20 protein-coding genes and 1 pseudogene are annotated in these 23550 nt (G+C 71.7%); 6 read left to right on the top strand and 15 right to left on the bottom strand.

All coding sequences use genetic code 11. From position 1 onward, the window contains the following. Positions 1-183: 183 nt before the first annotated feature. Both ACWCP6_RS24410 and ACWCP6_RS24405 read left to right on the top strand, forming a co-directional pair. Positions 184-2181 (top strand): hypothetical protein, encoded by a 1998-nt coding sequence (locus tag ACWCP6_RS24410; RefSeq protein WP_450934651.1) that lies wholly within the window; start codon positions 184-186, stop codon positions 2179-2181. A 257-nt stretch (positions 2182-2438) separates the two neighbouring features. Then, a complete protein-coding gene (locus tag ACWCP6_RS24405; RefSeq protein WP_450934650.1) occupies positions 2439-3395 on the top strand; it encodes a helix-turn-helix domain-containing protein in 957 nt (318 codons plus the stop codon). 49 nt (positions 3396-3444) lie between these two features. Here ACWCP6_RS24405 and ACWCP6_RS24400 read toward each other — a convergent pair whose 3' ends face one another. Then, complete coding sequence (locus ACWCP6_RS24400; RefSeq protein WP_450934665.1) at positions 3445-4764, bottom strand: hypothetical protein; 1320 nt, start codon at positions 4762-4764, stop codon at positions 3445-3447. Positions 4765-4880: 116 nt separating this feature from the next. Then, on the bottom strand, positions 4881-5285 hold the full coding sequence (locus ACWCP6_RS24395; protein ID WP_450934649.1) for a nuclear transport factor 2 family protein: 405 nt from the start codon (positions 5283-5285) through the stop codon (positions 4881-4883). 81 nt (positions 5286-5366) lie between these two features. On the opposite strand from ACWCP6_RS24395, the gene ACWCP6_RS24390 reads away from it, so the two are divergent. Next, a complete protein-coding gene (locus tag ACWCP6_RS24390) occupies positions 5367-6266 on the top strand; it encodes a LysR family transcriptional regulator (RefSeq protein ID WP_450934648.1) in 900 nt (299 codons plus the stop codon). Positions 6267-6298: 32 nt separating this feature from the next. Here the strand turns inward: ACWCP6_RS24390 and ACWCP6_RS24385 are convergent, their stop codons facing one another. The 4 genes from ACWCP6_RS24385 to ACWCP6_RS24370 form a co-directional block, all read right to left on the bottom strand. Further along, complete coding sequence (locus ACWCP6_RS24385; protein WP_450934647.1) at positions 6299-7438, bottom strand: ABC transporter substrate-binding protein; 1140 nt, start codon at positions 7436-7438, stop codon at positions 6299-6301. Positions 7439-7802: 364 nt separating this feature from the next. Beyond that, complete coding sequence (locus ACWCP6_RS24380; RefSeq protein ID WP_450934664.1) at positions 7803-10430, bottom strand: SpoIIE family protein phosphatase; 2628 nt, start codon at positions 10428-10430, stop codon at positions 7803-7805. Between the two features lie 588 nt (positions 10431-11018). Beyond that, a complete protein-coding gene (locus ACWCP6_RS24375) occupies positions 11019-11477 on the bottom strand; it encodes a hypothetical protein (RefSeq protein WP_450934646.1) in 459 nt (152 codons plus the stop codon). 302 nt (positions 11478-11779) lie between these two features. Continuing rightward, positions 11780-12406 carry a TetR/AcrR family transcriptional regulator gene (locus tag ACWCP6_RS24370; RefSeq protein ID WP_450934645.1) on the bottom strand — a complete coding sequence of 209 codons (627 nt, stop codon included), beginning with the start codon at positions 12404-12406 and terminating at the stop codon, positions 11780-11782. Positions 12407-12518: 112 nt separating this feature from the next. On the opposite strand from ACWCP6_RS24370, the gene ACWCP6_RS24365 reads away from it, so the two are divergent. After that, positions 12519-13238, top strand: coding sequence for a YqeB family protein (locus tag ACWCP6_RS24365; protein WP_450934644.1), 720 nt, complete (start codon positions 12519-12521; stop codon positions 13236-13238). Positions 13239-13378: 140 nt separating this feature from the next. On the opposite strand, the gene ACWCP6_RS24360 is transcribed toward ACWCP6_RS24365, so the two are convergent. Next, the gene (locus tag ACWCP6_RS24360) at positions 13379-14050 is read right to left on the bottom strand and encodes a TetR/AcrR family transcriptional regulator (protein ID WP_450934643.1); all 672 of its coding nucleotides are present in this window, start codon (positions 14048-14050) and stop codon (positions 13379-13381) included. A gap of 60 nt (positions 14051-14110) precedes the next feature. Here ACWCP6_RS24360 and ACWCP6_RS24355 point away from each other — a divergent pair, with 60 nt between their 5' ends. After that, the gene (locus ACWCP6_RS24355; protein ID WP_450934642.1) at positions 14111-15733 is read left to right on the top strand and encodes an FAD-binding oxidoreductase; all 1623 of its coding nucleotides are present in this window, start codon (positions 14111-14113) and stop codon (positions 15731-15733) included. A 234-nt stretch (positions 15734-15967) separates the two neighbouring features. On the opposite strand, the gene ACWCP6_RS24350 is transcribed toward ACWCP6_RS24355, so the two are convergent. Next, positions 15968-17380, bottom strand: coding sequence for an MFS transporter (locus ACWCP6_RS24350; protein ID WP_450934641.1), 1413 nt, complete (start codon positions 17378-17380; stop codon positions 15968-15970). A 170-nt stretch (positions 17381-17550) separates the two neighbouring features. Next, positions 17551-17769 (bottom strand): annotated as a pseudogene (locus tag ACWCP6_RS24345) (hypothetical protein); the annotation flags it as partial. A gap of 451 nt (positions 17770-18220) precedes the next feature. Between ACWCP6_RS24345 and ACWCP6_RS24340 the strand changes: the two are divergent. Continuing rightward, positions 18221-18700 carry a GreA/GreB family elongation factor gene (locus tag ACWCP6_RS24340; protein WP_450934640.1) on the top strand — a complete coding sequence of 160 codons (480 nt, stop codon included), beginning with the start codon at positions 18221-18223 and terminating at the stop codon, positions 18698-18700. A gap of 19 nt (positions 18701-18719) precedes the next feature. Here the strand turns inward: ACWCP6_RS24340 and ACWCP6_RS24335 are convergent, their stop codons facing one another. From ACWCP6_RS24335 to ACWCP6_RS24310, 6 genes are all read right to left on the bottom strand, one after another. Continuing rightward, positions 18720-19001 (bottom strand): hypothetical protein, encoded by a 282-nt coding sequence (locus ACWCP6_RS24335; RefSeq protein WP_450934639.1) that lies wholly within the window; start codon positions 18999-19001, stop codon positions 18720-18722. Between the two features lie 216 nt (positions 19002-19217). Next, positions 19218-20042: a family 1 encapsulin nanocompartment shell protein gene (locus ACWCP6_RS24330; RefSeq protein ID WP_450934663.1), complete on the bottom strand. Its 825-nt coding sequence runs from the start codon at positions 20040-20042 to the stop codon at positions 19218-19220. A 20-nt stretch (positions 20043-20062) separates the two neighbouring features. Beyond that, positions 20063-21049, bottom strand: coding sequence for a Dyp-type peroxidase (locus ACWCP6_RS24325; protein ID WP_450934638.1), 987 nt, complete (start codon positions 21047-21049; stop codon positions 20063-20065). Between the two features lie 226 nt (positions 21050-21275). Continuing rightward, on the bottom strand, positions 21276-21908 hold the full coding sequence (locus ACWCP6_RS24320) for a DUF1345 domain-containing protein (protein ID WP_450934637.1): 633 nt from the start codon (positions 21906-21908) through the stop codon (positions 21276-21278). Between the two features lie 646 nt (positions 21909-22554). Further along, positions 22555-23067, bottom strand: coding sequence for a GNAT family N-acetyltransferase (locus ACWCP6_RS24315; RefSeq protein WP_450934636.1), 513 nt, complete (start codon positions 23065-23067; stop codon positions 22555-22557). Positions 23068-23214: 147 nt separating this feature from the next. Further along, complete coding sequence (locus ACWCP6_RS24310) at positions 23215-23418, bottom strand: MbtH family protein (RefSeq protein WP_450934635.1); 204 nt, start codon at positions 23416-23418, stop codon at positions 23215-23217. Positions 23419-23550 lie beyond the last annotated feature (132 nt).

The following is a 23550-nucleotide window of genomic DNA, read 5'->3' as shown; positions in this document are numbered from 1 at the left end:
CCACCAGGCCTTTCCGGTACCTGGTGTGGTGTCCGGCGCGTGCCTCCGGGCCGAGCCGTCGCGCAGCCGCCCGGTGGGCGGCTCGTCCTGCCGGAAGAGAGGACATGTTCTCCGGCAGCGGCTCACCAGCGGTGGCAGGATGTCCCGCCTGGGAACCGATTGGCCGAGGTCACGGGGGCGTGAGTGGCAGGCGTGGCGATGGAGGCGCTGGACGAGGTGCCGTGGGAACGGCTGGAGTCGGTGGACGAGCACCGACCGGTCAAGGAGATACGGCGGGCCCTCCGGCGCCTGGCGGTCAAGGGCGGGGCGGCGACCGAGGAGGACTGCTATCCGCTGTTCGACTCCTTCGGACTGGGCGCCCGACGCCTGCCCTCCGTCGCGACAGCCGCATTGCCCTTCGTCGTGGCTCTTGCCGGCGATCCGGGCATGGGCCCGCGGACCACGCTCGTCGAACTGCTGGCAGGCCTGGCCCGGACGGCCGCCGAAGCCGAACCCGACCTGGTGGACCCCGGGTGGCAGGAGGCCTGGCGGCGTCAACGCCCCCGGATCAGGGCGCTGCTCGCGGACTCCCGGCCCGAGGTGCGGAGGGAGGCCCTGCCTCTCGCGGAGGGTGTCGGCGCGCTGCTGGAACGATGGCGGGCCGAGACGGACCCGACGGTGCGGCTGCCCGTGCTGCTGGCACTGGGGACCGCGGCGGCCGGTTCTGCCGACGCGGGGTCCGTGGAACGGGTGCGGGCGATGGTGGCCGAGGTGCTGCGGACCGACGGTCCCGTCATGCGGGTCGCGGCCGTGCACGCCTGGGCCGCGTTCGATCCCCAGGCCTCGGTCCGCGAGCTGGACCTGCTGGTGGAGGTCCTGTCCGACCCGGCGGTGCGTCCGCAGTTCGAGGCCATGTGGTACGTACCGGATGTCGACAGTGCCTTCACCCGTGAGGACGTCGTCTCCTGGGCGGCCCGTCTGTTCGACGGGACGCCGCGGACGGCGCTCTCCTTCGTCGTCCGGCTCATCGATGCGGCGCGCGGCAACGGGGACACCCTGCTGTGCCGGGCCGCGCTGGACGAGGCGTGGCGGCTGCTGGTGGTCCGGCCGTCGGCCGCGACCGAGCTGCTGCCGATTGCGGGCGCATTGCTCGCCGACCCGGACGACGGCGTACGGTACCGGGCCGCCCACCTCCTCGCGGTGCTGGGCTCGCGGACGGCGCCGTACGCCGACGAGTTGGCCGCGCTCCTCGACGACCCGGGCGAAGACGAGTTCCTCGAGGGCACCGTCGGTGACCATGCCCGCTGGGCGCTGGCCCGTATCGGCGACCCGCGCGCCATGCCGGGGCTGGTCGAGCGGCTGTACGCGCCGTACGAGGGCCAGTACTCCCGCGGGTATGTGGTGAGCGACCCGCGCCTGCCGGAGGTCGAGGACGTCCTGACCCCACTGGGGGCCCACGCGGAGGTCCTGCTGCCCGCGGTGCGGAAGCTGCTCCGGGACGACGGCAAGGGCGGCTCGCTGACCTGCTGCTTCCTCCGAGTCCTCACCGCATGGGGCGAGGCCGCGGCGCCCGCGCTGCCGGAGGTGGTGGCCCTGCTGGACGACGCTCGGTACTCGCTGGACGCGGTCGACGCGCTGGTGGCGATGGGACCGGCCGTCGCGGCGTCCGCCGAGCCCGCAGTGCGGCGGTGCACGGTCCTCGACTTCCCGGGCAACCATCAGAAGGTGGCGTGGGCCGCCTGGCGCCTCGGCGGCGACCGTGACACGGCGCTGCGCCTCATCGGCGAGGCGGTGCTGACCGAGGACTCGCCGCTCTCCGGTCCCGTCGACCGCCTCGGCGACTTCGGACCGGCGGCCGCGCGCTACGCCGACCGGGTGCGGCATGGCATGGAGCGCGGTGACACCTGGCTGCGGCTGCGGGCGGCGGTCGCGCTGTGGTCGATCACGGGCGAACCGGGGCCGAGTGTGTCCGTCGTGGAGGAGTACGTCCTCGAGTTCGGCGACGGCGGCGACGCCTACGGCTCGTTCCTCGACGCTCTGCGGGCCCTTGCCCGGATCGGCACGGCCACTCCTGCGGTGCGGGCCACTCTGCGTACGGTGCGGGGATCCGACATGAGGCTGTCGCCGTACCGGGACTACCGGGCGTTCCTTCAGGACGAGGAGATCAGGTCCGCGATCGACGACGTCCTCGCCCTGCCGTGACGGACGGCCGGCGGCGCCGCAGAAGAGGGCCGCCGCCGACCCTGCAGTGCGAGGCCCGGCAGAACCCCCGTCGCCGCCGGACCACGCTCGCTCCGCGCGGAGTCGCCGGCGAGTGGGCTCGGTCGTTGCGCCGGAGCCCTCCGACGTCCCCATGCTTCGCCGGTCTTCAGCATGAGGGCGACTGGTGCCCCCTCGTCATCCGTCCGACCGGCGCTTCGTACGCTAAGAGCTCCCGTACACTGGAGGTTCAAGGGGCTGTGAGGCAGAACACATGGACCATCGGGCAGCTGGCGGCCCGGACCGGACTACCGGTGAAGACGGTCCGGTACTACTCGGACATAGGGCTGCTGACCGTCGCTGAGCGCAGTGCCGGGGGCCACCGCCGCTACGCGCCCGAGGCGCTGGAGCAACTTCGGCTGGTGCAGCGGCTGCGCGCGCTGGACACCCCGATCGCGACCGTCACCCAGGTGGCCACCGGCGAACGCAGCCTCGGCGAGCTGGTTGCTGGCGAACTCGACGTCGTGCAGAGCCGGTTAGCCGAACTCCGCTGGCGCGAGGCGACTCTCCAGGCCCTGGACGACTGCTCCGGTCAGGAGCGGCTCCGCCGCCTCGAAGTGCTGTCCCGGGTGCAGAGGCTGCCGGAGGCGCAAGACCGGCTGGTCCGGTCCTGGGCCTTGACGATCCCCTCCTGCATACCGGCGCGCCTGACCGCGACCATCACCGAACAGGCCGTCCCGGAACCCCCTCAGGACCCCACGGCCGAAGTGGTGCTGGCCTACGCGGAATTGCACACACTCACCAGGCACCGGGACTTCCCCCACTACTGGGCCTGCCCCAACGTGCGCGACAAAGCGTCCCTGTACTCCGAACTTCTCGATGCCACCGCGCTCGCCGACGACGCGGTCGCCGACGGCCTGCCACCCCAGCCCGGCGAGGCCCTGGACCACTTCGCCCAGGCCTGCGCCCGCTCGCGGGGTGAGGACGACACCCCCGGGTTCCGCGCCTTCATGGGTGCCCAGCTCGACAGCACCATCCCCCTCTTCCGGCGCTACTGGCAACACGTCGCGACGATCGCCGCGGATCAGCGCCCCAATCTGGGCATCACGCACTGTTGGCTCGTCGAAGCGCTCGCGGCGCAGCACCCGGGCCAAGTCCCGATCAGCCCGGGGACCTCACCCTCCGGGGCCAGAAGCCCGGAGATGGCCGGGCGCTGAGGGGCGTCCTCATCGTCGGCGACCCCGACGGACGTCCCTCGGCCGACGGCTACGGACGTCCCTCGCACGCGGACCAGAGCTCTTGCAGCAGTGTCCGGTAGTCCTCGCCGTAGGTGGCGATGGCTGCGTACACCGCGTCGAAGGCCGCCTGGAGCGGGTCGGCTTCGGCAGCTCCGAGCAACGCCGGGACGGCCATGTGCGGCTGGGACATGCGCAGGGACGTGTCGGGCTCGCCGATCGTGACCGCCAGCGTGTGCCGCGTCGATGCGGCAGTCGGGGACGCCGGCGGCCCGGGCGGGCCCGGCGGCTCCGCGGCCGCGGCCTCAGCCGCAGGGCCCACGATCTGCGGTATCTGCTCGGACTGGTACATCGGCGCATGCACGTCGTCAAGTGTCGGCGGCCGGAAGGCGGGCCGCTTGGGCGGGACGGCCCGGCCGACGGTCCTGTCGGGGACACGGGGGTCGGAGTCGAGGGTCTGCCACACATGGTCCGGATCGTCGAAAGGCGGCGGCCGTGGGCGCCCTTCGGTCAGAGCGGCAAGTCCTGCAGCGATCCAGTCGAGTTGTGTGAGACCGGCCGCCGCGCAGGCCCGGTGCGCCGCCAGCAGGGCCACCGCGCGCTGGGTCCCGGGGCCGGCGGCGTCGATGGCGTGGACGAGCGCCGGGTCGAAGTCGAGGACGCCGTACACGTTGCCATCGACGTCGCGCAGGGCCTGGCTCGGCAGCTGCCCGCCCCACTCCCATCGTTCGTAGGCGAGCCGGCTTTCCTCTTCCGCCTGTTCCTGTGCGAGGCGGGCGAGGCGTTCCGCTTCCGCGCGCTCGGCGGGCGTGGGCGGAGGCGGCTGTTTGCGGGCGTAGTCGTGCCAGTACGCGGCCATCGCCGACGTCTGCCTGAGCACACGGTCCGGGGCGGGTGGGGCGGGCCAGAACTGCAGGAGATAGCAGTCCAGTTGGGGCTCCTCGTCCAGTCGGGTGTCCTGCTGCGCGGCCTCGTCCATGCCTGTGGCGCAGTAGCGCACCCGGTAGTCGGTCTCTTCGAGGTCGAGCTCCCAGGAGTCCTCGCCCGCCCATTCCACGAGGGCGCTGCTCCCCGAGACGGGGCGGAAGGACACCTCCACGACGTCCTCCCAGGCCGCGTCCAGCGGCGGAGCCTGGTCGTGCACTTCGACGGTGAAGCCGACATCACCGGTGTGCAGCCCCGTCGTCAGCCACAGCGCACCGGGGATCGCCGCCCCGCACAGCCCGCCGTCCTGCCCGGCGAACGACTCCGCGAGGTCCGGGCCGAATGTGTCCGGATCGCTTTCGACGTAGATCTGGCCGTAGTGAACATGGACTTCGCCCTCGACCGGCCTGCGCATCGTCGCCCCCATCGCCACCAGGAACCTGCTGTGCCCGGGCAGCCTACGGCGCGGCACTGACAATGCAGGATGCGTAGGGTTGGCGGTTGCCCGCGGGCGGCGAGTCGGGCAGCGCCGGCCCATGACGCTCAGGTGAAGAAGGCGTTCATCCCGGGGACGTCCGACAGGAACGTCTCGACGGCGGCGATCCGGCCCTCGCGCAGGGTGCACACCGTGGCCAGGTGCTCATCGAGGACAACACCGTCGCGTTCACCGGTGTTGTGCAGGGACAGGGCCATGTTGTCCCGGCTCACCAGAACACGCTCGAAGTCGAAGTGGACGCCGTAACCCGCGATGAGCCGGGCCCGCTCGACCACGGCGTCGGCCCCCTCCACCCGCCCTGAGATGCGGTTGTCACCCGGCAACGTCCAGGTTGCGTCCTCGGTGAACAGGGCCCGCAGCCCGGGCCAGTCACGGGCAGTCAGGTTCTGCCGGAAGGCTTCGGCCAGAGCGAGGCGCTCGTCCGCGGTATCAGGTGCTGTGTTCTCGTTCATGACACCAGGTTTCCGGCCCGGGGCAGGGAAGGGAAATGATCATTTCGCAGCGGGTGCATGCGCGGTGTGCACAATCCCTGGGTGACCCTCGACGACTTGCGCTGGTTCCTCGTCCTGGCCGGGACCGAGCACGTCACGGAGGCCGCGGGGCGGCTGCACATCGACCAGTCGACGCTCTCGCGTGCGCTGCGCCGGATGGAGAAGGACGTCGGCAGCGAGCTGTTCGACCGGGATCACGGGCGGCTGCGCCTGAACGACCGCGGTCGGGTCTTCCGCCGCCATGCCCAGCGTGCACTGGACGAACTCGACACCGCGCGCGACCGGATCGCCGCCCTCCTCGAACCGCCGCACGGCACCCTCGCTCTGGCGTTCGCTCCCTCGCTGGGAAGCTGGCTGGTCCCCCGCCTCGTCGCCGCCTACCAACGCGAGGCACCCGACACCTCCGTGACCCTGCACCAGGATGCGGCGGAGAACGTACCCGCCCTGCTTCTCGACGGCCTCGTCGATGCCGCCATCACCAGCCCACGCCCGTCCGACGGCCGCATCGGCTGGCTCCCGCTGTGCGACGAGCCGCTCCACCTGGCCGTACCGGCCGGGCACCGGCTCGCGCACCGCGGCGACGTGCGGCTGTCCGAACTCGCCGACGAGCAGGTCATCATCATGCGGCGTGCCCTGGGCCTGCGTCAGATCACCTGCGAGGTGTTCCATCGCGCCGGGGTGACTCCTTCGGTGGTGGCCGAGAGCAGTGACGTCGCCACCATCAAGGCCATGGTCGCCGCAGGGCTCGGGGTCTCCCTCGTCCCCGGGGGCGACGGCACGCCGCCCTCCACCGGGCTGTGCTTCGTGCCGCTCGCCGACGCAGACGCGTACCGCCCGGTCGGCCTGGCCTGGCACACAGGGCGGCCACCGACCGCAACGGCCCGTCGCTTCCGTGAGTTCACCGCCCAGTACGCGAAACGGCTCGGCGACGCCGCCGCCTGAACAGGCATGCGAAGACCGGCGCCTTGGACGCGTCAGCCGGAGACGGCCCTCCCCCATCCCCGGTCGACCGCCTTCCTCGCCTTCGCCAGCTGCGTGTCCGTCGGGAACTGCGGCGTTCCCTCCACCGTCGGCAGCCTTGAGGCGGCGGCCTCGTCGAGGGTGCCGTCGCTCTTCATGACGTTCATGAGCACCGGCCGGGCGTATCCGGTGAGCCGCAGGTTCTGGCCCTGCACGCTGAAGAGGTATTCCAGCCACAGGCGCGCGGCCGCCGGGTGGGGGGCGTTCTTGTTGGCCGCCAGCGCGTAGTACTGGGCGAAGCTGCCGTCGAAGGGGATGGAGACCTGCCACTTCACGCCCTTGGCGCGGAGCTGGTCGGCGTAGCCGAGATTGATGTAGTCCCAGTTGATGCCGATGGGTGTCCGGCCGTCCTCGACCGTTGCCGAGGTGGAGGGGACGGGGTTGAAGTTGCCCCTCCTCCTCAGCTCGGCGAAGAAGTCGAGACCGGGCTGGATGTCGTCGAACGATCCGCCGTTCGCCAGCGCCGCCGCGTAGACGCTGGAGAAGGCGGTCTCCGACTGGGTGGGGTCGCCCTCGAGCGCGACCTTGCCCTTGTAGACGGGCTTCAGCAGATCGGCGAAGGTCTGCGGGCAGGGCTGGACGCGGCGGGCGTCACAGCCGATCGAGATGTAGCCCCCGTAGTTGTTGGACCAGCGGGCCCGCCGGTCCTTCTGGCTCTCGGGGATCGAGTCGTACGGAACGACCTTGTACCGTGCGAGCAGGCGCTGCCCGGCAGCTGTGCGCGCGAACGAGTCGCCCACGTCGATCACATCGGGGGCGTCCGGCCGGTTCCTGTCGTTCCTCAGGGCGTCGACCTCGTCCTCGCTGTGGCCCAGTGGGTTGTCCACCGTGACCTTGATCCCGTACTTCTTCTCGAAGCCGTCGATCAGAGCGCCGTAGGCGGCCCAGTCGCGCGGCAGCGCGATCGCGGTGAGCCTGCCCTCCCGCTTCGCCGCCGCGACCAGCGTGCCCATGCCGCCCGCGTTCTCGGCGGAGACGGCCTTCGAGGGCTTCTCCGGGCTCATGGTCGGTGCGCTCTCGCAGGCGCTCAGGCCAAGTGCCGCGAAGGCCAGGCAGCCGAGAACCGCGGCTGCCCGGGCACGAGGTGCGGTCACGGCGACTCCAGAAGGTGGGGGTCAGGGACGTGGGCTGTCCGGGACGTCCGGCGCCGGCACGGGGCGCATCGGCGTGCCCCGTGAACGGCCCGTGCCGCACCGTTCCCCACCGGGCTGCGAGGACGCCGCAGTCGTCGCCGCGCACACGGTCACGCTGCGCGCTCATGGACCATGGGGGCTGTCGGCTGCCGAGGCCGGGAGCCTCCACGTGCCATCGATGCCAGCGTACTTGGCCGCCTGGGTGGAATCCGGGTCGACCAGGCCTGCGAACAGCATCTTTCCGTGGCGCACCCGCGGCACGCTGTCTGCATCCCGGGCCCCGGCCGCACCCGGGCGCGTCCCGGGCCATGCGGCGCCAGGGCCCTCACAGGGCCGTGTCGTCCCACTGCTCGAGCAGGATCTCGCCCAGTTCCTCCGCCCCCGGCGTGGAGCCGTCGTGGAGGGGCTGCTCCGCCCAGATGACCTTGCCGGTGGGCGTGTACCGGGTGCCCCAGCGTTCGGAGAACCGGGCAACGAGGTAGAGCCCGCGGCCGCCCTCGTCGGTGACCTGGGCCTGGCGCAGCCGGGGGGAGGTGCTGCTGCCGTCGGAGACCTCGTGAATCAGGGTGCGGTCGCGCAGCAGCCGGACGGTGATGGGCTCGGTGCCGTAGCGGATGGCGTTGGTGATCAGCTCGCTGAGGATGAGTTCGGCGCCGTAGGAGATCTGGTCCAGGCCCCATTCCGTCAGCCGGCGGGCGCATGCGGCACGCACCGGGGCGACCGCTGCCGGATCCCGGGGGACCTGCCACTGGGCGACCTGCGCGGAATCGAGCAGGCGGGTGCGGGCCACCAGCAGGGCGATGTCGTCCTTGGGCTGGTCGGGGAGCATGGCCTCGGTCACCGCCGCGCACGTGGCCTCCGAGGTGCGCTCGGGCCCGGCCAGGGCGGCTCGCAGAGCCTCCAGACCGGCATCCAGGTCGCGGTCGCACTCCTCGATCAGGCCGTCGGTGTAGAGAACAAGCCGGGAGCCCTCGGCCACGGTCAGCTCGGCGCTCTCGAAGGGCAGACCCGAGCCCAGGCCCAGGGGCGGGAAGACCGGTACCTGGGGAAAGTCCACGGTCCCGTCGGGCTGGACCATCGCCGGTCGGGGGTGGCCCGCGGTGGCGATGGCCAGATGCCCGGAGGTGGGGTCGTAGACGGCGTACTGGCACGTCGCCCCCGTGATCTCGTGCCCGTCCTCCCCTGCGGCTTCCTCGGCGTCGATCTGGACCACCAGCTCGTCCAGTCGGCCCAGCAACTCCTCCGGCGGCAGGTCCAGGCCGGAGAAGTTGTGCACCGCCGTGCGCAGCCGGCCCATCGTGGCCGCGGCGTGCAGGCCGTGGCCGACGACGTCACCGACCACCAGTGCCACCCGGGCACCGGACAGCGGGATGACGTCGAACCAGTCCCCGCCCACCCCCGTCTGGGCCGGCAGGTAGCGGTAGGCCACCTCGAGGGCGGACTGCTCGGGCAGCCCGCGGGGCAGCAGACTGCGCTGCAGGGTGACGGCCATGGTGTGCTCGCGCGTGTAGCGGCGCGCGTTGTCGATGGCCACCGCCGCGCGGGCCGCCAGCTCCTCGGCGAAGGACACGTCCTCGTCCTCGAAGGGCGGAGAGCCGCTCTCCCGCCAGAAGTCGGCCATTCCCAGGATCACCCCACGGGCCCGCAGGGGGATCACGATCATGGAGTGGATGCCGTGGTCGAGGATCCGGCGGGCGCGTTCGGGGTCCTGGGCCCGCCAGCCGTCGGCGGTGTTCAGGTCCGGCAGCAGGATCGATCTGCCGGTGGCCACGCCGGTGGACACGGGATGGGCGGGGTCGAACCGGATCAGCCGGCCGGCAGGGTAGAGGAGATCGGTCTGGTCGAGGCCCGCGACCGCGGTTCGGCGCATCTCGGGGGTCGCTTGGGAAGGCTCCTCGCCGTGCAGCACCGGCTCCAGGAGTTCGACGGTGACGATGTCGGCGAAGCGGGGCACCACCGCCTCCGCCAGTTCCTCCGCGGTGCGTTTCACATCCAGAGTGGTGCCGATGCGCCCTCCGGCGTCGTAGAGCAGTTTCAGGCGTTCGAGCGCTTTCTCGGCCCTGCCGGAGACGGCCTGGAGCTCGGTGGTGTCCCTCAGTGTCACCGCGCTGCCGACCGGTCCGCGCGGTGTGGTGAGCCGCTTGTTGACCGCCAGCATGCGTTCGCCGGCCAGATGCACCTCGTCGATGGCCGGGCGGTCGGAGGCCAGCAGTGCGGCGAGGTCCTCCGGCAGCCCCAGCTCGGTGATGTGGCGCCGCTCCGCGTCCGCCGGCAGGTCGAGCAGTCGCCGCGCTTCGTCGTTGGCCAGGAGCAGCCGACCGCCCTCGTCGGTGATCAGCACTCCTTCCCGCACGGCGTGCAGGACCGCGTCGTGGTGCTCGTACATCCGGGTCATCTCGGCCGGTCCCAGGCCATGGGTCTGGCGCTGCAGCCGGCGGCTCACCAGGGCCGCCCCGCCTGCGGCGATGACCAGGGCCCCGGCGGCGCCGCCGAGCAGGATCGGCAGCTGCCGGTCCAGCGTGTGCTGCACCTTCTCGACGGTGACGGGCACGGAGACGATGGCGATGACCGAGCCGTCCGGTGCCCTGACGGGAACGGCCGAGACCACGGAGAGGCCCAGGGCTCCCTGGAAGGTTCTGGTGAAGGCCTTGCCGGCCGCGGCCGGCGCGTAGGGCCCGATGACGTGTTTCCCGATCTGCTTGGGGTCGCTGTGGGTGAGGGTGACCCCGTCCAGCCGGTAGACGATGATGCCGTCGACGCCCGCCTCCTTCCTGGCCGACTCGGCGGACGGCTGGAGCACCGCGGTCGGGTCGGGACTGTTCAGGGCCGTGACGAGACCCGGGGAGTGTGCGAACGTCTGGGCCGTGGCAAGCGTCCGGTGCCGGGCTTCGGCCATGTTGTCGTGTCGGGCCTGCACCACGAGAGCCAGCAGTGCCGCGGCGACCAGAAGCATGACGACGGCCAGCTGCAGGAGAAAGACCTGTCCGGCGAGGCTGTGCACGCCCAGCACGGAGTGAGAGTGCTGATGCGGCCGCCCTGAGCGGGCTCCTTCCGGGGGAGGGTGCCGACCCGGCACACGGGTCCGGAGCGCGTGGAACACCCCGCGCTCAGCGTGACCCGAAGATTCTCCCATATACCCTTTCTATCCCTTTTACGGGTACGCAATACGTCGGCGACGGCCCCGCCGACGACCTCGCGACACCCGGTTCACCCCGTGGCGACGGGGCAACCGGCAGCGCAGGGGCCGTCCGCCGCACGGGTTCTCCCCCTCGCCGGCGGGAACGACCGGCGCCACCAGCAGGTCCCGCGAGCGAGGCCGGTCATCACTGCGTGCCCTCGCGCGATTCCCGGGTCGGACTTGCACGGCGGGCGTGTTCTCGCGTGCGCGCCGCACGGCCCTGTCGGCACCGCACATCCCGGTGGATACCGGCCCCTCTGTGCGCTGAACCGGTCCAACCGTCCCGGGCCGGTCCACCTGCAACAGGGGCTCGCCCGCCCCGGGTGGCCCGGGCCGCCGAAGAGGCCTGCGGTCGGCCGCGGATCAGACGGGCCGGGCCGGGCGTGCGAAGTAGGCGCCGGACTCCGGCAGGTACATCAGCGCGGCGGCCGCGACGGCGAGCAGGCCGGGAACGGTGCTGAGGACCGCTTCCCATTCCCACGGAAAACCGCCCATGGACCAGTCGTTGAGCTGCATCAGCAGACTTCCCGCGCTGACGACGGCCAGTACGACGCGGGCCCAATTGCGGCCCGCACGCATCTTCGCGGCGACGAACAGCCCGGCTGCGGTGATGGTGAGCACGGCCCCGGCGGAGACACAGAGCTGGACGACCGCGTCATGCTGCCCCACTGCACTGCGCATGTCGTCGAAGCCCGTCGGGGGAATGACGAGCGCCCCCAACACCCAGGTGATGGCCTCCGCGGTCATCGCCCCGAGCAGCAGCGCGAAGGCTGTACCGACCTCTCTGGGGCGCTCCGTCCGGCCGGCTCCGGCGCCGTTCATGCGTCCTCCTCGTCGAAAGGAACCGTGAGGGACCGGCCGCCCGGTGGGCCCGCGCGGTCTGCCCGGCAGCACGCATCGTGTCCGTGCCCGGCCTTGAAGAGCCGGAGCGGGCGGCCGGGGTTCCCTCGACCGGGTCTGCGCACGCCGCTGCCTAAGCCCCCGCACGCGGGCCCGTGCGGCGGACTCCGGCCCGGCGTGCGCAGACCCGGTCCGCGAACAGCGGGCCGCACGGACGCCGTGGCCGACGCGCCCGGAAGATCACGCCCGTTCGGAGCAATATCGGGTGCGCCCGAAGCGCCGGTTCATCGCTCCGGCTCGGAGACGCCCCCGGGCCGGAGAAAGCGCTGGAGGGTCAGGCGGAGGGTGGGGAGTTGAGCGGCCGGGCTGAAGGACGGGTCGGTGGCGGCGCTGGTGTACAGAGCAGCGATGAGAGCCATGACCCACGCCGCGGTGTCGTCCGGGTCCAGGGCGGGGTCGATCCGGCCGGCCGCTGCCGCGTTCCGCAGCAGGGTGGTGACGGTGTACCGCTCCTCGTCGTTGTCACGGCTCAGCAGCGCTTCGAGCTCGGGGTCGCGGTATGCCTGGATCATCGCCTCCATGACGAGAGCGGGGACCAGCGGCTCCGTGGCAGGGGCGGCGAGAAGCTCCACCGTGTCGAGGAGGGCGGCCCACGGGTCGTCGGCGGCGCGTGCGGCGGCGAGGCGCTCGGCCTTGGTTGCGCCGTCGTGCTCGTCGTCCTCGAAGACGGCGTGGAAGATCGCACGCTTGTTGGGGAAGTAGTGGAACAGATTGCCCGCGCTCATACCGGCGGCCTTGCAGATCTCTGCCGTGGTGGTGCGCTCGAAGCCCTTGGCGGCGAAGAGTTCGGCCGCGGCGTTGACGATGTGCCGGCGCCGCGCCCCGTGCCTGGCAGGGTCGACCGTCCTCATCGGAAGCTCCTTTCGGCAGGTTCTCCGGCCCTGCGTCTCCTGGACCCCAATAATAGACCGAGCGCTCGGTCTATTATTGCGGGGGACGGCAGGAGGGAGGGGGAACAGGGGCATGCGCAGGAATCTCGGGCGGGACCCGCGGGGGCAGCGGCACAGTGTGCTGCGCGAGCCGACGTGGAGCACCGTGTGCGTCTACGCCGTACTCGTACTGGCGGGGGCGGGTGCCGGCCGCCTCGTCGACCTCCTGGCCCACTGGCTTGTGACGCTGCCTTCGGCACCGCTGCAGCAACCGGCCCGGCTCATTGCGTTGCTCCCCGCTGCGGTGCTGCCCGCCGCGGGTGCGGTGGTGGGGCTGACCCTCGGACTCGCGGCTCAGCACGAGCAGTTGACGATCCGCCTGTCGGATGACCGTGTCGTGCTCGTACGCGTGGGCCGCGAGCAGGACTTCCCGCATGACGCCATCGCCTTGGCGTTCCGGGACGGCAAGCACCTCGTCCTGCTCGGGCACGACGGCGGGGAACTCACCCGGCAGGAATGCGATCTGGCCGTCGGCCGCGTCGCCGCTGCCTTCACCTGGCACGGCTACCTGTGGGCGGGGGCCGATCCGCACAAGGACGAGTTCCGCCGCTGGGTCCCGGGCACTCCCGGACTGCCGGAGGGTGCCGACGCCCTTCTCAGGGCCCGCCAGGAGCCGTTGGAGAAGAAGGGATCCGCCGACGACGACGTTTGCGAACTCCGTGACGAACTGGCCCGTCTCGGTGTCGTCGTGAAGGACGAGAAGCGACGTCAGTACTGGAGGACGTTCCGGCAGTCGGAACCGGCGGTGGAGTGAACAGCCTGGGGACTCGCGAGAATCCCGGCCGCGAGGACGCGATGCCCTGTTGTGACTGCGGCCGGCTCCCTCCGCGCCCGCGATCGACGACGCCGACCGGACTTCGGGCCCCCGGTCGCGCTCGTGGTGTTGAGCACGCCTCAGGCGCCGCCACGGACGGCTGAGAGCAGGCGGGCGCAGCGCGCGCTCATGTCCTGTGCGGACAGCTCGGGGTGGGAGATCCACCAGCCGACCAGCGCACCGACCGTGCCCGTCCACACGTACTTGAGGGCGTCCGCGTCCAAGGCGTCGTCATTGCCCTGGACACGCAGCAGAGCGGCAGTTCCGGAGGCCGCCAGTTCGTCGATGGCCTCGCGGTGGCGGCGGGCTGCGCGCCATGGTTCGGAACCGTGCGGCAGCGTCCGGTCGTAGAGCACGAACCAGGCATGCCGCCGGTCCTCCAGGGTCCGGAAGACCGCGGTGAGCACGGCGTGGGGCAGGCCGTCCTGCGACGGACTCGACACCATCGCCTCGTCCATCGCCGCGAGCAGCCGGGGGCCGATGTGGTCGACGCAGGCCGCGTAGAGGCCGTCCTTGGACCCGAAGTACGTGTAGAGCATCGGCTTGGTGACACCCACCCGCCGGGCGATCTCGGCCATGGACGCCGCGGCGTGGCCGTGCCGGCCGAACTCCTCCAGGGCCGCGTCGAGGATCTGCTCCTCCCGGCGGGCCCGCGGGACCCCCTTGGTTCCGGCGCCGCGGCCGCCGCCCCGGCCCCCTTGCGTACCGCCGCCTGCCGGTTCCGGTGCTGCCGAGGCTCTTGCAGTAGTCATGGAAGGGACTATACGTTGCGGTAATTTACCGAGTGGTAAATTACTGGAAGGTCAAATCGCGTGACCGACAGCAGCACACCGCACCCGTCCCTCCCCGCTTCCTCCCTGCACCGCTCCTGGTGGGGCTGGGGCGCCACGGAGAAGGCGCTTCCCGACGCCGAGTGCGCCGCACTCGGAGCGCTGGTGCCCGGTGCGGCGCAGACCCCGCTGCCCGTGCCCGACGTCTCCGCCCTCGCACTGCCGAAGGTGCGCATCGAGCCGCCCACCGCGCTCGCCCCACTGATGTCGGCCGCCCCCCGGGACCGGGCGTCGCACACCTACGGCAAGGCGTACCGCGACGTGATCCGCGCCCTCGACGGTGACCTCGCGGCGGCACCCGACCACGTCGCCCGTCCCCGCACCGAGCAGGAGGTGGTCGACGTCCTCGACTGGGCGGCGGACGCCGACGTGGCCGTCGTACCGTACGGCGCGGGCAGTTCGGTCGTCGGCGGCGTCGAGTACCGCGCGGACCGGCACCGCGGTGTGGTGTCCCTGGATCTCGGCACCCTGGACCGGGTGCTGGAGATCGACCGGGTCAGCCGGGCCGCCCGGATCCAGGCCGGCGCCCTCGGCCCGGACCTGGAGGCCCAACTGCGGCCGCACGGACTCACCCTGCGCCACTTCCCGCAGAGCTTCGAGTTCTCCACCCTGGGCGGCTGGCTCGCCACCCGTGCCGGGGGCCACTACGCCACGCTTCACACCCACATCGACGACCTCGTGGAGTCACTGCGCGTGGTGACGCCCGTCGGGGTCAACGAGTCGCTGCGCCTGCCCGGTTCGGGCGCCGGCCCCTCCCCCGACCGGCTGTTCCTGGGCTCCGAGGGCACGCTCGGCGTGATCACCGAAGCCTGGATGCGACTCCAGGAGCGCCCGCACCACAAGGCCTCGGCCACGGTGCTGTTCGACGACGTGCACGTCGCCATGGGCGCCGTGCGCGCCATCGCACAATCGGGCCTGCACCCGGCCAACTGCCGACTCCTCGACCCCGGGGAAGCCGCCCTGGCAGGTGTCACACGCAACGGCGAGAGCGTGCTCGTCCTCGGTGTGGAATCGGCCCATGCCCCTGTCGACGGGCGTCTGGCCGAACTCCTCACCCTGGCCCGTGACCACGGCGGCTCGCCCGCACCGACGAAGCCGGGCGCCTCGGACGCCGCCGCGGACACCTGGCGTTCGGCGTTCCTGAGAATGCCCTACCTCCGCGATGCGCTCGCCCGCATGAGCGTGGTCACCGAGACGTTCGAAACAGCCTGCACCTGGGACCGTGCCCCGGAGCTGTACGAGGCGGTACGCGGGAAGCTGGCCGATGTCGTACGCGAGGTGACGGGCGCCGCGGGTACCGTCAACTGCCGCTTCACCCATCTCTACCCGGACGGGCCCGCACCGTACTTCACCGTGATCGCACCGGGGCGGCGGGGCGAGGAAGTCGCGATGTGGGACTCGATCAAGTCCGCGGCGATGCAGATCCTTCACGACCACGGTGCGACCGTCACCCACCATCACGCGGTCGGCCGCGACCACCGGCCGGGCTACGACCGCCAACGTCCGGAGCCGTTCGCTCTGGCGCTCCGTGCCGCGAAGCGGGCGCTGGACCCGGCCGGGATCCTCAACCCGGGTGTGCTTCTCGACCCGGCCGGCGTCGGCTGACACGGGCCGAGGCCCGGTAGCGGTCGGCAGCGTCCGCAGGGAGCCCTGGTCCAGGAGGGAACGAGCATGCACGACACGTTCGCCGCCGGATGTCCGGCGGCGGACGTGGCCACTCGGTCCCGGAGGTCGGCCCGGCTTCGGCGTGGCTGTCCGGGGCCCGTGGACGGGGCTGTCGCACCGGGAGGCGCGGGCGCAGTCACGGCCGTCGCGGACGGCGTCGGCGCAGTTGCGCGGTCAATGCCGCCGCCGGCCGTTCGTCAGGACCAGGACGGCAAGCCCTGCCGCCCCCAGCACACCCAGTCCGGCAGCGCCGCGCAGGACGGAGTCGATCGCCTTCGCGTCGGAGGCCGCGACCGCCGCGGAACTGCTCGCGGTTTCCAGGATGGTGGCGGCGATCGCCACACTGACGGCGCCCAGGAGGACGAGAGAGGTCAGGACGACGCCCGACGCGATCGCGCTCTGTCCCGGCGAGATGTAGGACTGGGTGGCCACGTTCGTCAGCGCCCAGCCGAGGCCCACGCCCACGCCAACCACGACGAACACCAGGGTGTACAGCCACAGCGGCTCGACGAAGGTCAGCAGCAGCAACGCGGCCGCGCTGGTCACCATGCCCAGGGCCATCAGCGACTCCGCCCGCCAGCGCTGCGCCAGCCGCCCCGACCAGTAGCTGGCCGCACCGGAACCGCCCGACAGCGCCAGGAAGACCAGGCCTGCGTCGAGCGGCGACAGCCCCCGCGCCTGCTGAAGGTAGAGCGCGGAGAAGACCGCGACCAGGCAGTAGACGACGTTGGACAGGGATCCGGCGACGGTGACCACCGTGAACGGCACGTTCCGGAGCAGACTCAGGTCCATGAGAGGGCTCGAGGAACGACGCTCCACGAGCAGGAACACCACGAGCAGGGCGAACCCGGCCGCCATGACGCCGATGGTGGCCGGCGACGACCACCCCCAGGACTGTCCCTGGTCCACGCCGAGCATGATGCAGACCAGCCCCGCGGCGACCGTGAGGGCCCCGGGGACGTCGAGTCCCCGCGGCGCCGATGCGTCGCGGCTCTCGGGCACGTAGCGCAGCATGAGAGCGGCCGCGACCGCGCACAGCGGTACGTTCAGGAAGAACACCGCACGCCAGCTGACGTGCTCGGCGAACGCTCCGCCCACGAAGGGGCCGAGTGCGGTACCGACCGCGCTGAACGCCAGCACGGTGGCGACCGCACGGGCCTGGCGCTTCCCCACGAAGCTGCTCGCCGCGATCGCCACGGCGACCGGGAAGACCATGGCCGCACCGACGCCCTGGACGACACGTCCCGTGACGAGCCAGGGCGCGCTGGGGGCGATGCCGCAGAGCGCCGACACGACGGCGAAGACCACCAGTCCGGCCACGATCACCTTGCGTCGGCCGTGCTGGTCGGCCGTGCGTCCCGCGACCACCATGAGCGCGCCCAGCGACAGCATGTAGCCGCTGACCAGCCATTGCAGATCGGTCGACGTGGTGTGGAAGTCGTGTGCGATGACGGGGAGCATCAGGTTGAGTGCGAACCAGTCCATCTGCACGATCAGCATGGACAGGGCGGCGGCAGCGATCAGTGCCCTCTCACGCCCTGTGAATCCCTGGGGCTCCACGGCACTGCCGGCGTCACGGGCGTTCACCGCGGCCACCCGGCCGCGTCGAGGTCTTCACCCGTCCAGGAAGCCCACCGGTACCCGGCCACGGCCCGCCGCCGAGGACGGCGGCCGCTCCGGGCCGATGGGACCGACATGCAGCCAGGCATTGCCCTCCTGTGGCCGGCGGCCGTTACGGTGGCCGGTGCCTGCCCCGCTCAGCCGGCGGGGGTGATGACGACCTTGACGTGCTTCATGAGCGGCTGATCACTCCGGTTGCCGTCGTCGCGCACCGCGTACTGCACGTTCATCTCCGGCATGCAGCCGGCCGCACAACCGCACGGGATGTCGTACGGGATGGCGAGAAAGCCGTTGTGGTGACGCCGACCGCCGTCCTTGGCGGTGCTGGTGATGTCGACCGGGCCGAACTCCGCCATGTCGGCCGGGTGATGGTACGGCTGGAAGCCCGGTTCCCCGTCGGGGACCGCCCTGCCCGGGGTTCCGGCTGTTCCTGGCCGTCGTCGGAGGCGTTCAAAGCTCTCACCCCTTCGCCGCCCGGGCGCCGGTCGATGGCCGTTGCTCCTCCTCAGGCTATGCCGGTGGATCCGTCGAGGCGATCCGGCGGCCGGGGGACCTCCCCGCCGCCGAGGGGCTGGGCGCGGTCCGCCCACGGGGGAATCACCGTCGTGTTCGTGGCCAGGGGCCCGTCCCGGCCGTTGTCCGTCCGGGACGGCACGCCGATGCGTCGCCGTGGACCGTGCGGACGCCGCCTGGGCCGTGCGGGCGACTGCACAGGCGCCACCCACCGTCGTCATTCAGGTGCATATGCTACGAATGGCAGGTTCTCGAACACCACCTCTGCTCCCTCCCCGGCCCCGAGGAGCCGACATGTCCAGCGAACCAGCGCCGATCAGCGACGCCGCCCGTCACGCCCTTGAGCAGGAGCTCGCCGAGCTCCACGCCGAACGGGAGACGGTCGCGGCGACCCTGCGGGACACCGACACGGCCGGCGACCGCGCCGACGAGGCCGACGAGTTGCAGCGCGTCACCGACCTCGGACGTCTGGACGCCCGGATCTCGGACATCACGACGCGACTGCGTCAGGCGGACGAAGCGGGCCGGCCCTCCACCGGTGTGGTCGCTGTGGGCAGCACGGTCACCGTACGGTTCGCGGACGGCACGACGGAGACGCTCGACATCGGCGCGGGGGCGGCGGAGTTGGACCGGACGCTGGTCACGGCCGACAGCCCGCTCGGGCGCGCGCTCCTCGGCCACCGCGCCGGCGACTCGGTGAGCTACGACGCGCCCGAGGGAAGGGCCACCGCGGTGGTGGTGTCCGTCGGCGAGTCACCGGGCGGACGGAGGTGAGCCGCAGCGGGGCTCGCGCTCAGCGCGGGTAGCGGGTGGGCGGGAAGGGATCACGGGTCCTCCGGGTGGCCGTGCCCGTCGGGATCTCGCCCGTTGCCACGCCCAGGTCGACCGCGTCCTGCCCTGCCAGGTACCCGGCCTCCAGGTCCTCCTGTGCCCGAGCGGGCAGACCCACTGCCTCCCGGTCGCGCATCGTCCGCAGTTCGAGCTCTTCCGGGTCGGGCCGCCGGGGCATTCCCCTGCCGTGGCCGTAGTACGCGTCGCCCTCGACCGCTCGATTGGGCTTGTGGTGGTGTGCCATGCGCGCGTCCTCCTCCCAGCGCGCGCACCCAGGCATCGGTACGCCCGGGTGCGCCTGATGTGTCAGGACTTCTCGTCCGGATCGTTCATGGTGTCCAGCCTTCGTCCTTCGTGTGGTCGGCCACCTCGGCGCTCTGCGCTTCCCCTGCTGCGAGCCCTCTCGCGACCGACCGCCTCGTCGTCCCAACCGCCCCGCACACCGAAGGGACTCCGCGGTTCAGGCGGCCCCGGCCCGCGCGGTCCCGGACGGGTCGAGTGCCACCACGGCCTCGTCCGTGTGGACCAGGAAGGTCAGGGTCTCGCGGAAGTACAGCTCGATGCCGGTGGCGTCGTGGGCCGAGTAGCCGATGGCGAGGTCCTCGCCGAGCCGCAGCTCGTAGTCCCCGCCGCGGGTGGTGAGCAGAAAGGCCCCTTCGACGGCGGGCGCCCAGATCAGGCTCCCGTCGAGCATGCGCCCGAGATGGCTGGCGACGGGGTAGCCGTGGTCGGAGGTCTCACTGACCGCCGTGTAGGCCTCGGCGCCCAGGAGCAGGGAGTACGGTCCCTGGACGCCTGCCAGGCGGAGGGTCGTCAGGGCGCTGCTGACCACGTCCGGGAAGTCGCGTGCCTGCGCGGGAAGACGGAGAACCGGATTGCTGGTACGCCCGCGCAGTCCGTCGATGCGAGCCGCTGCGTAGCCGTCGAAGAGGGCCTGGTCCTCGGCGAACGCCATGGTGCGTGCGGCGTCCTTGACCGGCTGCCAGTCGGAGTCCTTCGCTCCGCGGTCGACGTCGTCGACGGCGGAGCGGCTCACCGTGAAGGGCACGCGCAGTTCGGCCAGGGGCTGGGCCTCGCGCAGCCGTGCGCTGACACCGGGTGCCGGGCCCTCGATACGGGCCAGGTGTCCCGTCCCTACGGCAGCGAGCTCGGGGCCTTCGGGGCCCGTGATGTCCACGACCCGCCGGCCGGCGAGATTACGGCGGAAGGTGCGGCGCGCCTCGTCCTCGATCTCGGCCCACGCCCCGGGCGTGATCGGGGCGAGCTCGCGATGCAGGTTCGTCATGCCGTCGGGCGTGGTCATGATCAGACTCCTTTGAGGCTGCCGATGCCCAGTGAGCCGTCCGCCACCCTCACCGTGCTGCGGGGAGCAGCGGGAGGGTCGTCGAGGAAGGCGACGGTCGGCACGTGGAACAGGCAACCGGTGATCGCCGTCGAGAAGTCGAGGATGCGATCGTGCCTGCCGCGCCCGTCGCCGAGGAACATGTTCCGCAGCATCTGCTCGGTCACGTCCGGCGTACGCGCATAGCCGATGAAGTACGTGCCGAACTCGTCCTCTCCCACGCTGCCGAACGGCATGTTCTCGCGCACGATCTTGCGCTCGTCGCCGTTCTCGTCCGTGATCGTGTTGAGTGCCACGTGGGAGTCGGCGGGCTTGACGTCATCGGGGAGCTCGACATTGGCCAGCTTCGTCCGCCCGATGACCTTTTCCTGCTCCTCCGCGGGCAGGGCGTTCCACGCCGTCAGGTCGTGCAGGTACTTCTGCACGATCACATAGCTGCCCCCCGCGAAGTCGGGGTCCTCGCCGCCGATGAACACCGCATCCGCCGCGAGCCGGCCCTCGGGGTTCTCACTGCCGTCGACGAAGCCGAGCAGGTCGCGTTCGTCGAAGTACTTGAAGGCATGGACCTCGTCGACCACCGTGACAGCGCCGCGCAGCCGCTCCGTGATCAGCCGTGCCAGCTCGAAACACAGGTCCATGCGCCGGGCGCGCAGGTGGAAGAGGACGTCTCCCGGGGTGGCGGGGGCCCGGTGGCGTTCACCGGTCAGTTCCACGAAGGGGTGCAGTCCCTTGGGGCGCGGTCCGCTGAAGAGCCGGTCCCAGGCCGCCGATCCGATGCCCACGACGCAGCTGAGCCTGTCGTCGCGTGCACGGAAGGCGACCGACCGGAGCAGGCCCGAGACATCCTGGAGCAGATCGCGGACCATGACCTCCTGGCCCGGCCTGATCGTGACCACGAGGAACACCGTGGCCCTGGCCGGTGGGGCGATCACGGCCTGCGAGTCAACCACGAGCCGGCCTCCTCATGAGGTACGGAAGAAGCGCCGTGCGCGGAACGGATCCGGCCCTCCTCCTGTCATGATTTCGTCCTTCCCATCCTGCTTCGTCTCGGGAGAAACCGCGCGAGAACGAACGCGAGTACGTCCGATCTGCACGTCGCCAGGGGCCGCGGACGGGAACATCGCCGTGTGCGGGACGGCGGCCCGACATGGAGGGGAGTGCGCTGCCCACCGGGTGTCAGCCCGTGACGATCCCCGTGACGAAGTTGATCACGGTGGCGAGGATGCTGGTACCGAAGACGTACGAGAGCAGGGTGTGCCGCAGCACGACCGACCGGATCGCCGGACTGGAGACGTCGGTGTCGGACACCTGGTAGGTCATGCCGAGGTTGTAGCTGAAGTAGAAGAAGTCCCGGTACGCCGGTGGCCGACGGGAGTTGAAGTCGATCCCGCCCTCGCCGGTGTAGTACATGCAGGCATAGCGGGCGGCGTACATGAGGTGCAGTGCCGCCCAGGCCATGAAGACGCCGCAGAGAGCTGTCACGGCGCCGGCATGGCCGGTGTCGGACTTGCCGAGCAGAAGCAGCAGCACGATGGCGACCAGTCCGCACAGCGCCACGGACACGACCGCGAGTTCCTCGACGACGGGCCGGAAGTCCTCGCGCCGGGCGTTGCGGTGGGTGGCCGCGGCGTCCATCGGCCACAGCACCAACCAGCCCGCCAGCACGAAGACGAACTCCGTCACGGCGATGGCGGCGAGTCCGCCCAGCGGCGCCTGGGTCGACCACCCGACGACCGAGCCGACGACGGCTCCCAGGACCACCGCACCCACGAGGCGCGGCACGGAGTCCAGCGGCAACCAGGTGCTCATGCATGTCCAGGCTAGCTCCGTCGGCGCCGGTCGGCCCGGCGGACGGCGCGGCCCGGGCCACCTGCCCGGCCGGGTATCGCGCAGCCCGGCGATCTCCGGCCGGCTCGTGCATCCGGACCGGCCGCAGCGGCCGGCGGTGGCCACGGCCCAGCGCAGGCCCGCCGAGCTGCTGGAGGCAGCGGATGCGGGGGACGTGCCGCGACAGACCCGGCACGGGGCGACCGTTGCCGTGCTCCGCGCGTCCCAGTGCCTCGGGTATCCACCGCCGGCGCGCGCTCGGAGCCGCCCCCCGCTCTCGTCCAGGTGTGTCCGACGGTGGCGGGTCGTGGAACTGCGCGAGGCCGACGACGACGCGGGCTGTGGCCCGTCGGGATCGACCCTTCCGGGCTCGCGGCCGCGGAACAGCGCGCCCATCTCCTGCGCGATCGCCTGGATCGCCGCCGATGACGCAGGCACTCCCGGAGAAACCGGCGCGCTGCCGTCACGGGGTGGCCGGTGGGGAACGGCAGTCGGGTTCCGCTGCGGCGCGAGGACCGGTGCAGGGTCGTCGCTGCGCGGCCTCAGCGCCGCGCAGCGCCTTCCGTGTTCCCTTCTCCCGTACCGCCGCTGTACGCCGCGACCTCGCACTGCGGCGGGCGGCGACGGGTCATCTGGCCCCGGTGGTGGGCATCGCCAGTACGTGCGTCACCGAGCCGTCGTCGGCGACCACGTCCCGCAGGTGGCGGCAGCCCAGGCGGCGGCCCAGCGCCAGGCTGGCGGTGTTGTCCGCGCCCACCATGCCGTAGACCTCCTTCAGCCCCAGGTCGTCGGCGGCGTACCGGAGGAGCCCGAGGATCACTTCGGTGCCGAGTCCCTTGCCCCAGTACGCGGGGGCGAGCGCGGTGATGAGTTCGTGGCCGTCCACGTTGCCGGTCTTCTTCACCTCCGCGTGGCCGATGTACGCCTCCTGGTGCCAGATGCCCCACACGTCGAACATGTTCTTGGGGTAGACGTCGGAGAGGATGGCGCGGAACAGGGATCTGACCTCGGCCTCGGGCACCTGGTCCTGCCCCATCCAGTGGCAGACCTCCTCGCTGCGCAACAGCGCGACGAAGACGTCCTCGTCCTCGGGGCGGTAGGGGATGAACTCCAGCCGTTCGGTGTGCAGAACGGGCGTCATGACGAACTCCTCGGGTAGGGCGCGTGGCACGAGGGCGGCGCGCGCGGCTGGGGTGATGGTGGCGATGCGGTGGTGTCCGGACGGCGCCGGGGGCGTCGGGTGCGGTCCGGCCGCACACCGACGCCCCCGCGCACGCCGGTCCGAGGGCTAGGACCCGGCGTTCTCCATCCGCTCGCGCAGGCTGCGCGGGCGCATGTCGGTCCACACCTCGTCGACGTAGGCGGAGCACTCGGCCTCCGTGCCCTCCTTACCGACCTGCTGCCAGCCGGCGGGCACCTCGATGTCGACCGGCCACAGCGAGTACTGCTCCTCGTCGTTGCGCAGCACCTGGTAGCGGGTGTTCTCGTCCATGTCGCTCTCTCCTTGATGGATACGGTTCTCCGGACGGTCCGGGCGGACCGTCCGGCCGGCCTGCCTCGGTGTGGTGCAGGGGTCGCGGGCCAGACCTTCGGGGTCGCGGGCCGCCGGTGCACGGCGGCCCGC

The organism is Streptomyces sp. NPDC002004, assembly GCF_053593975.1.
This window is presented reverse-complemented; position numbering and strand designations above follow the sequence as displayed.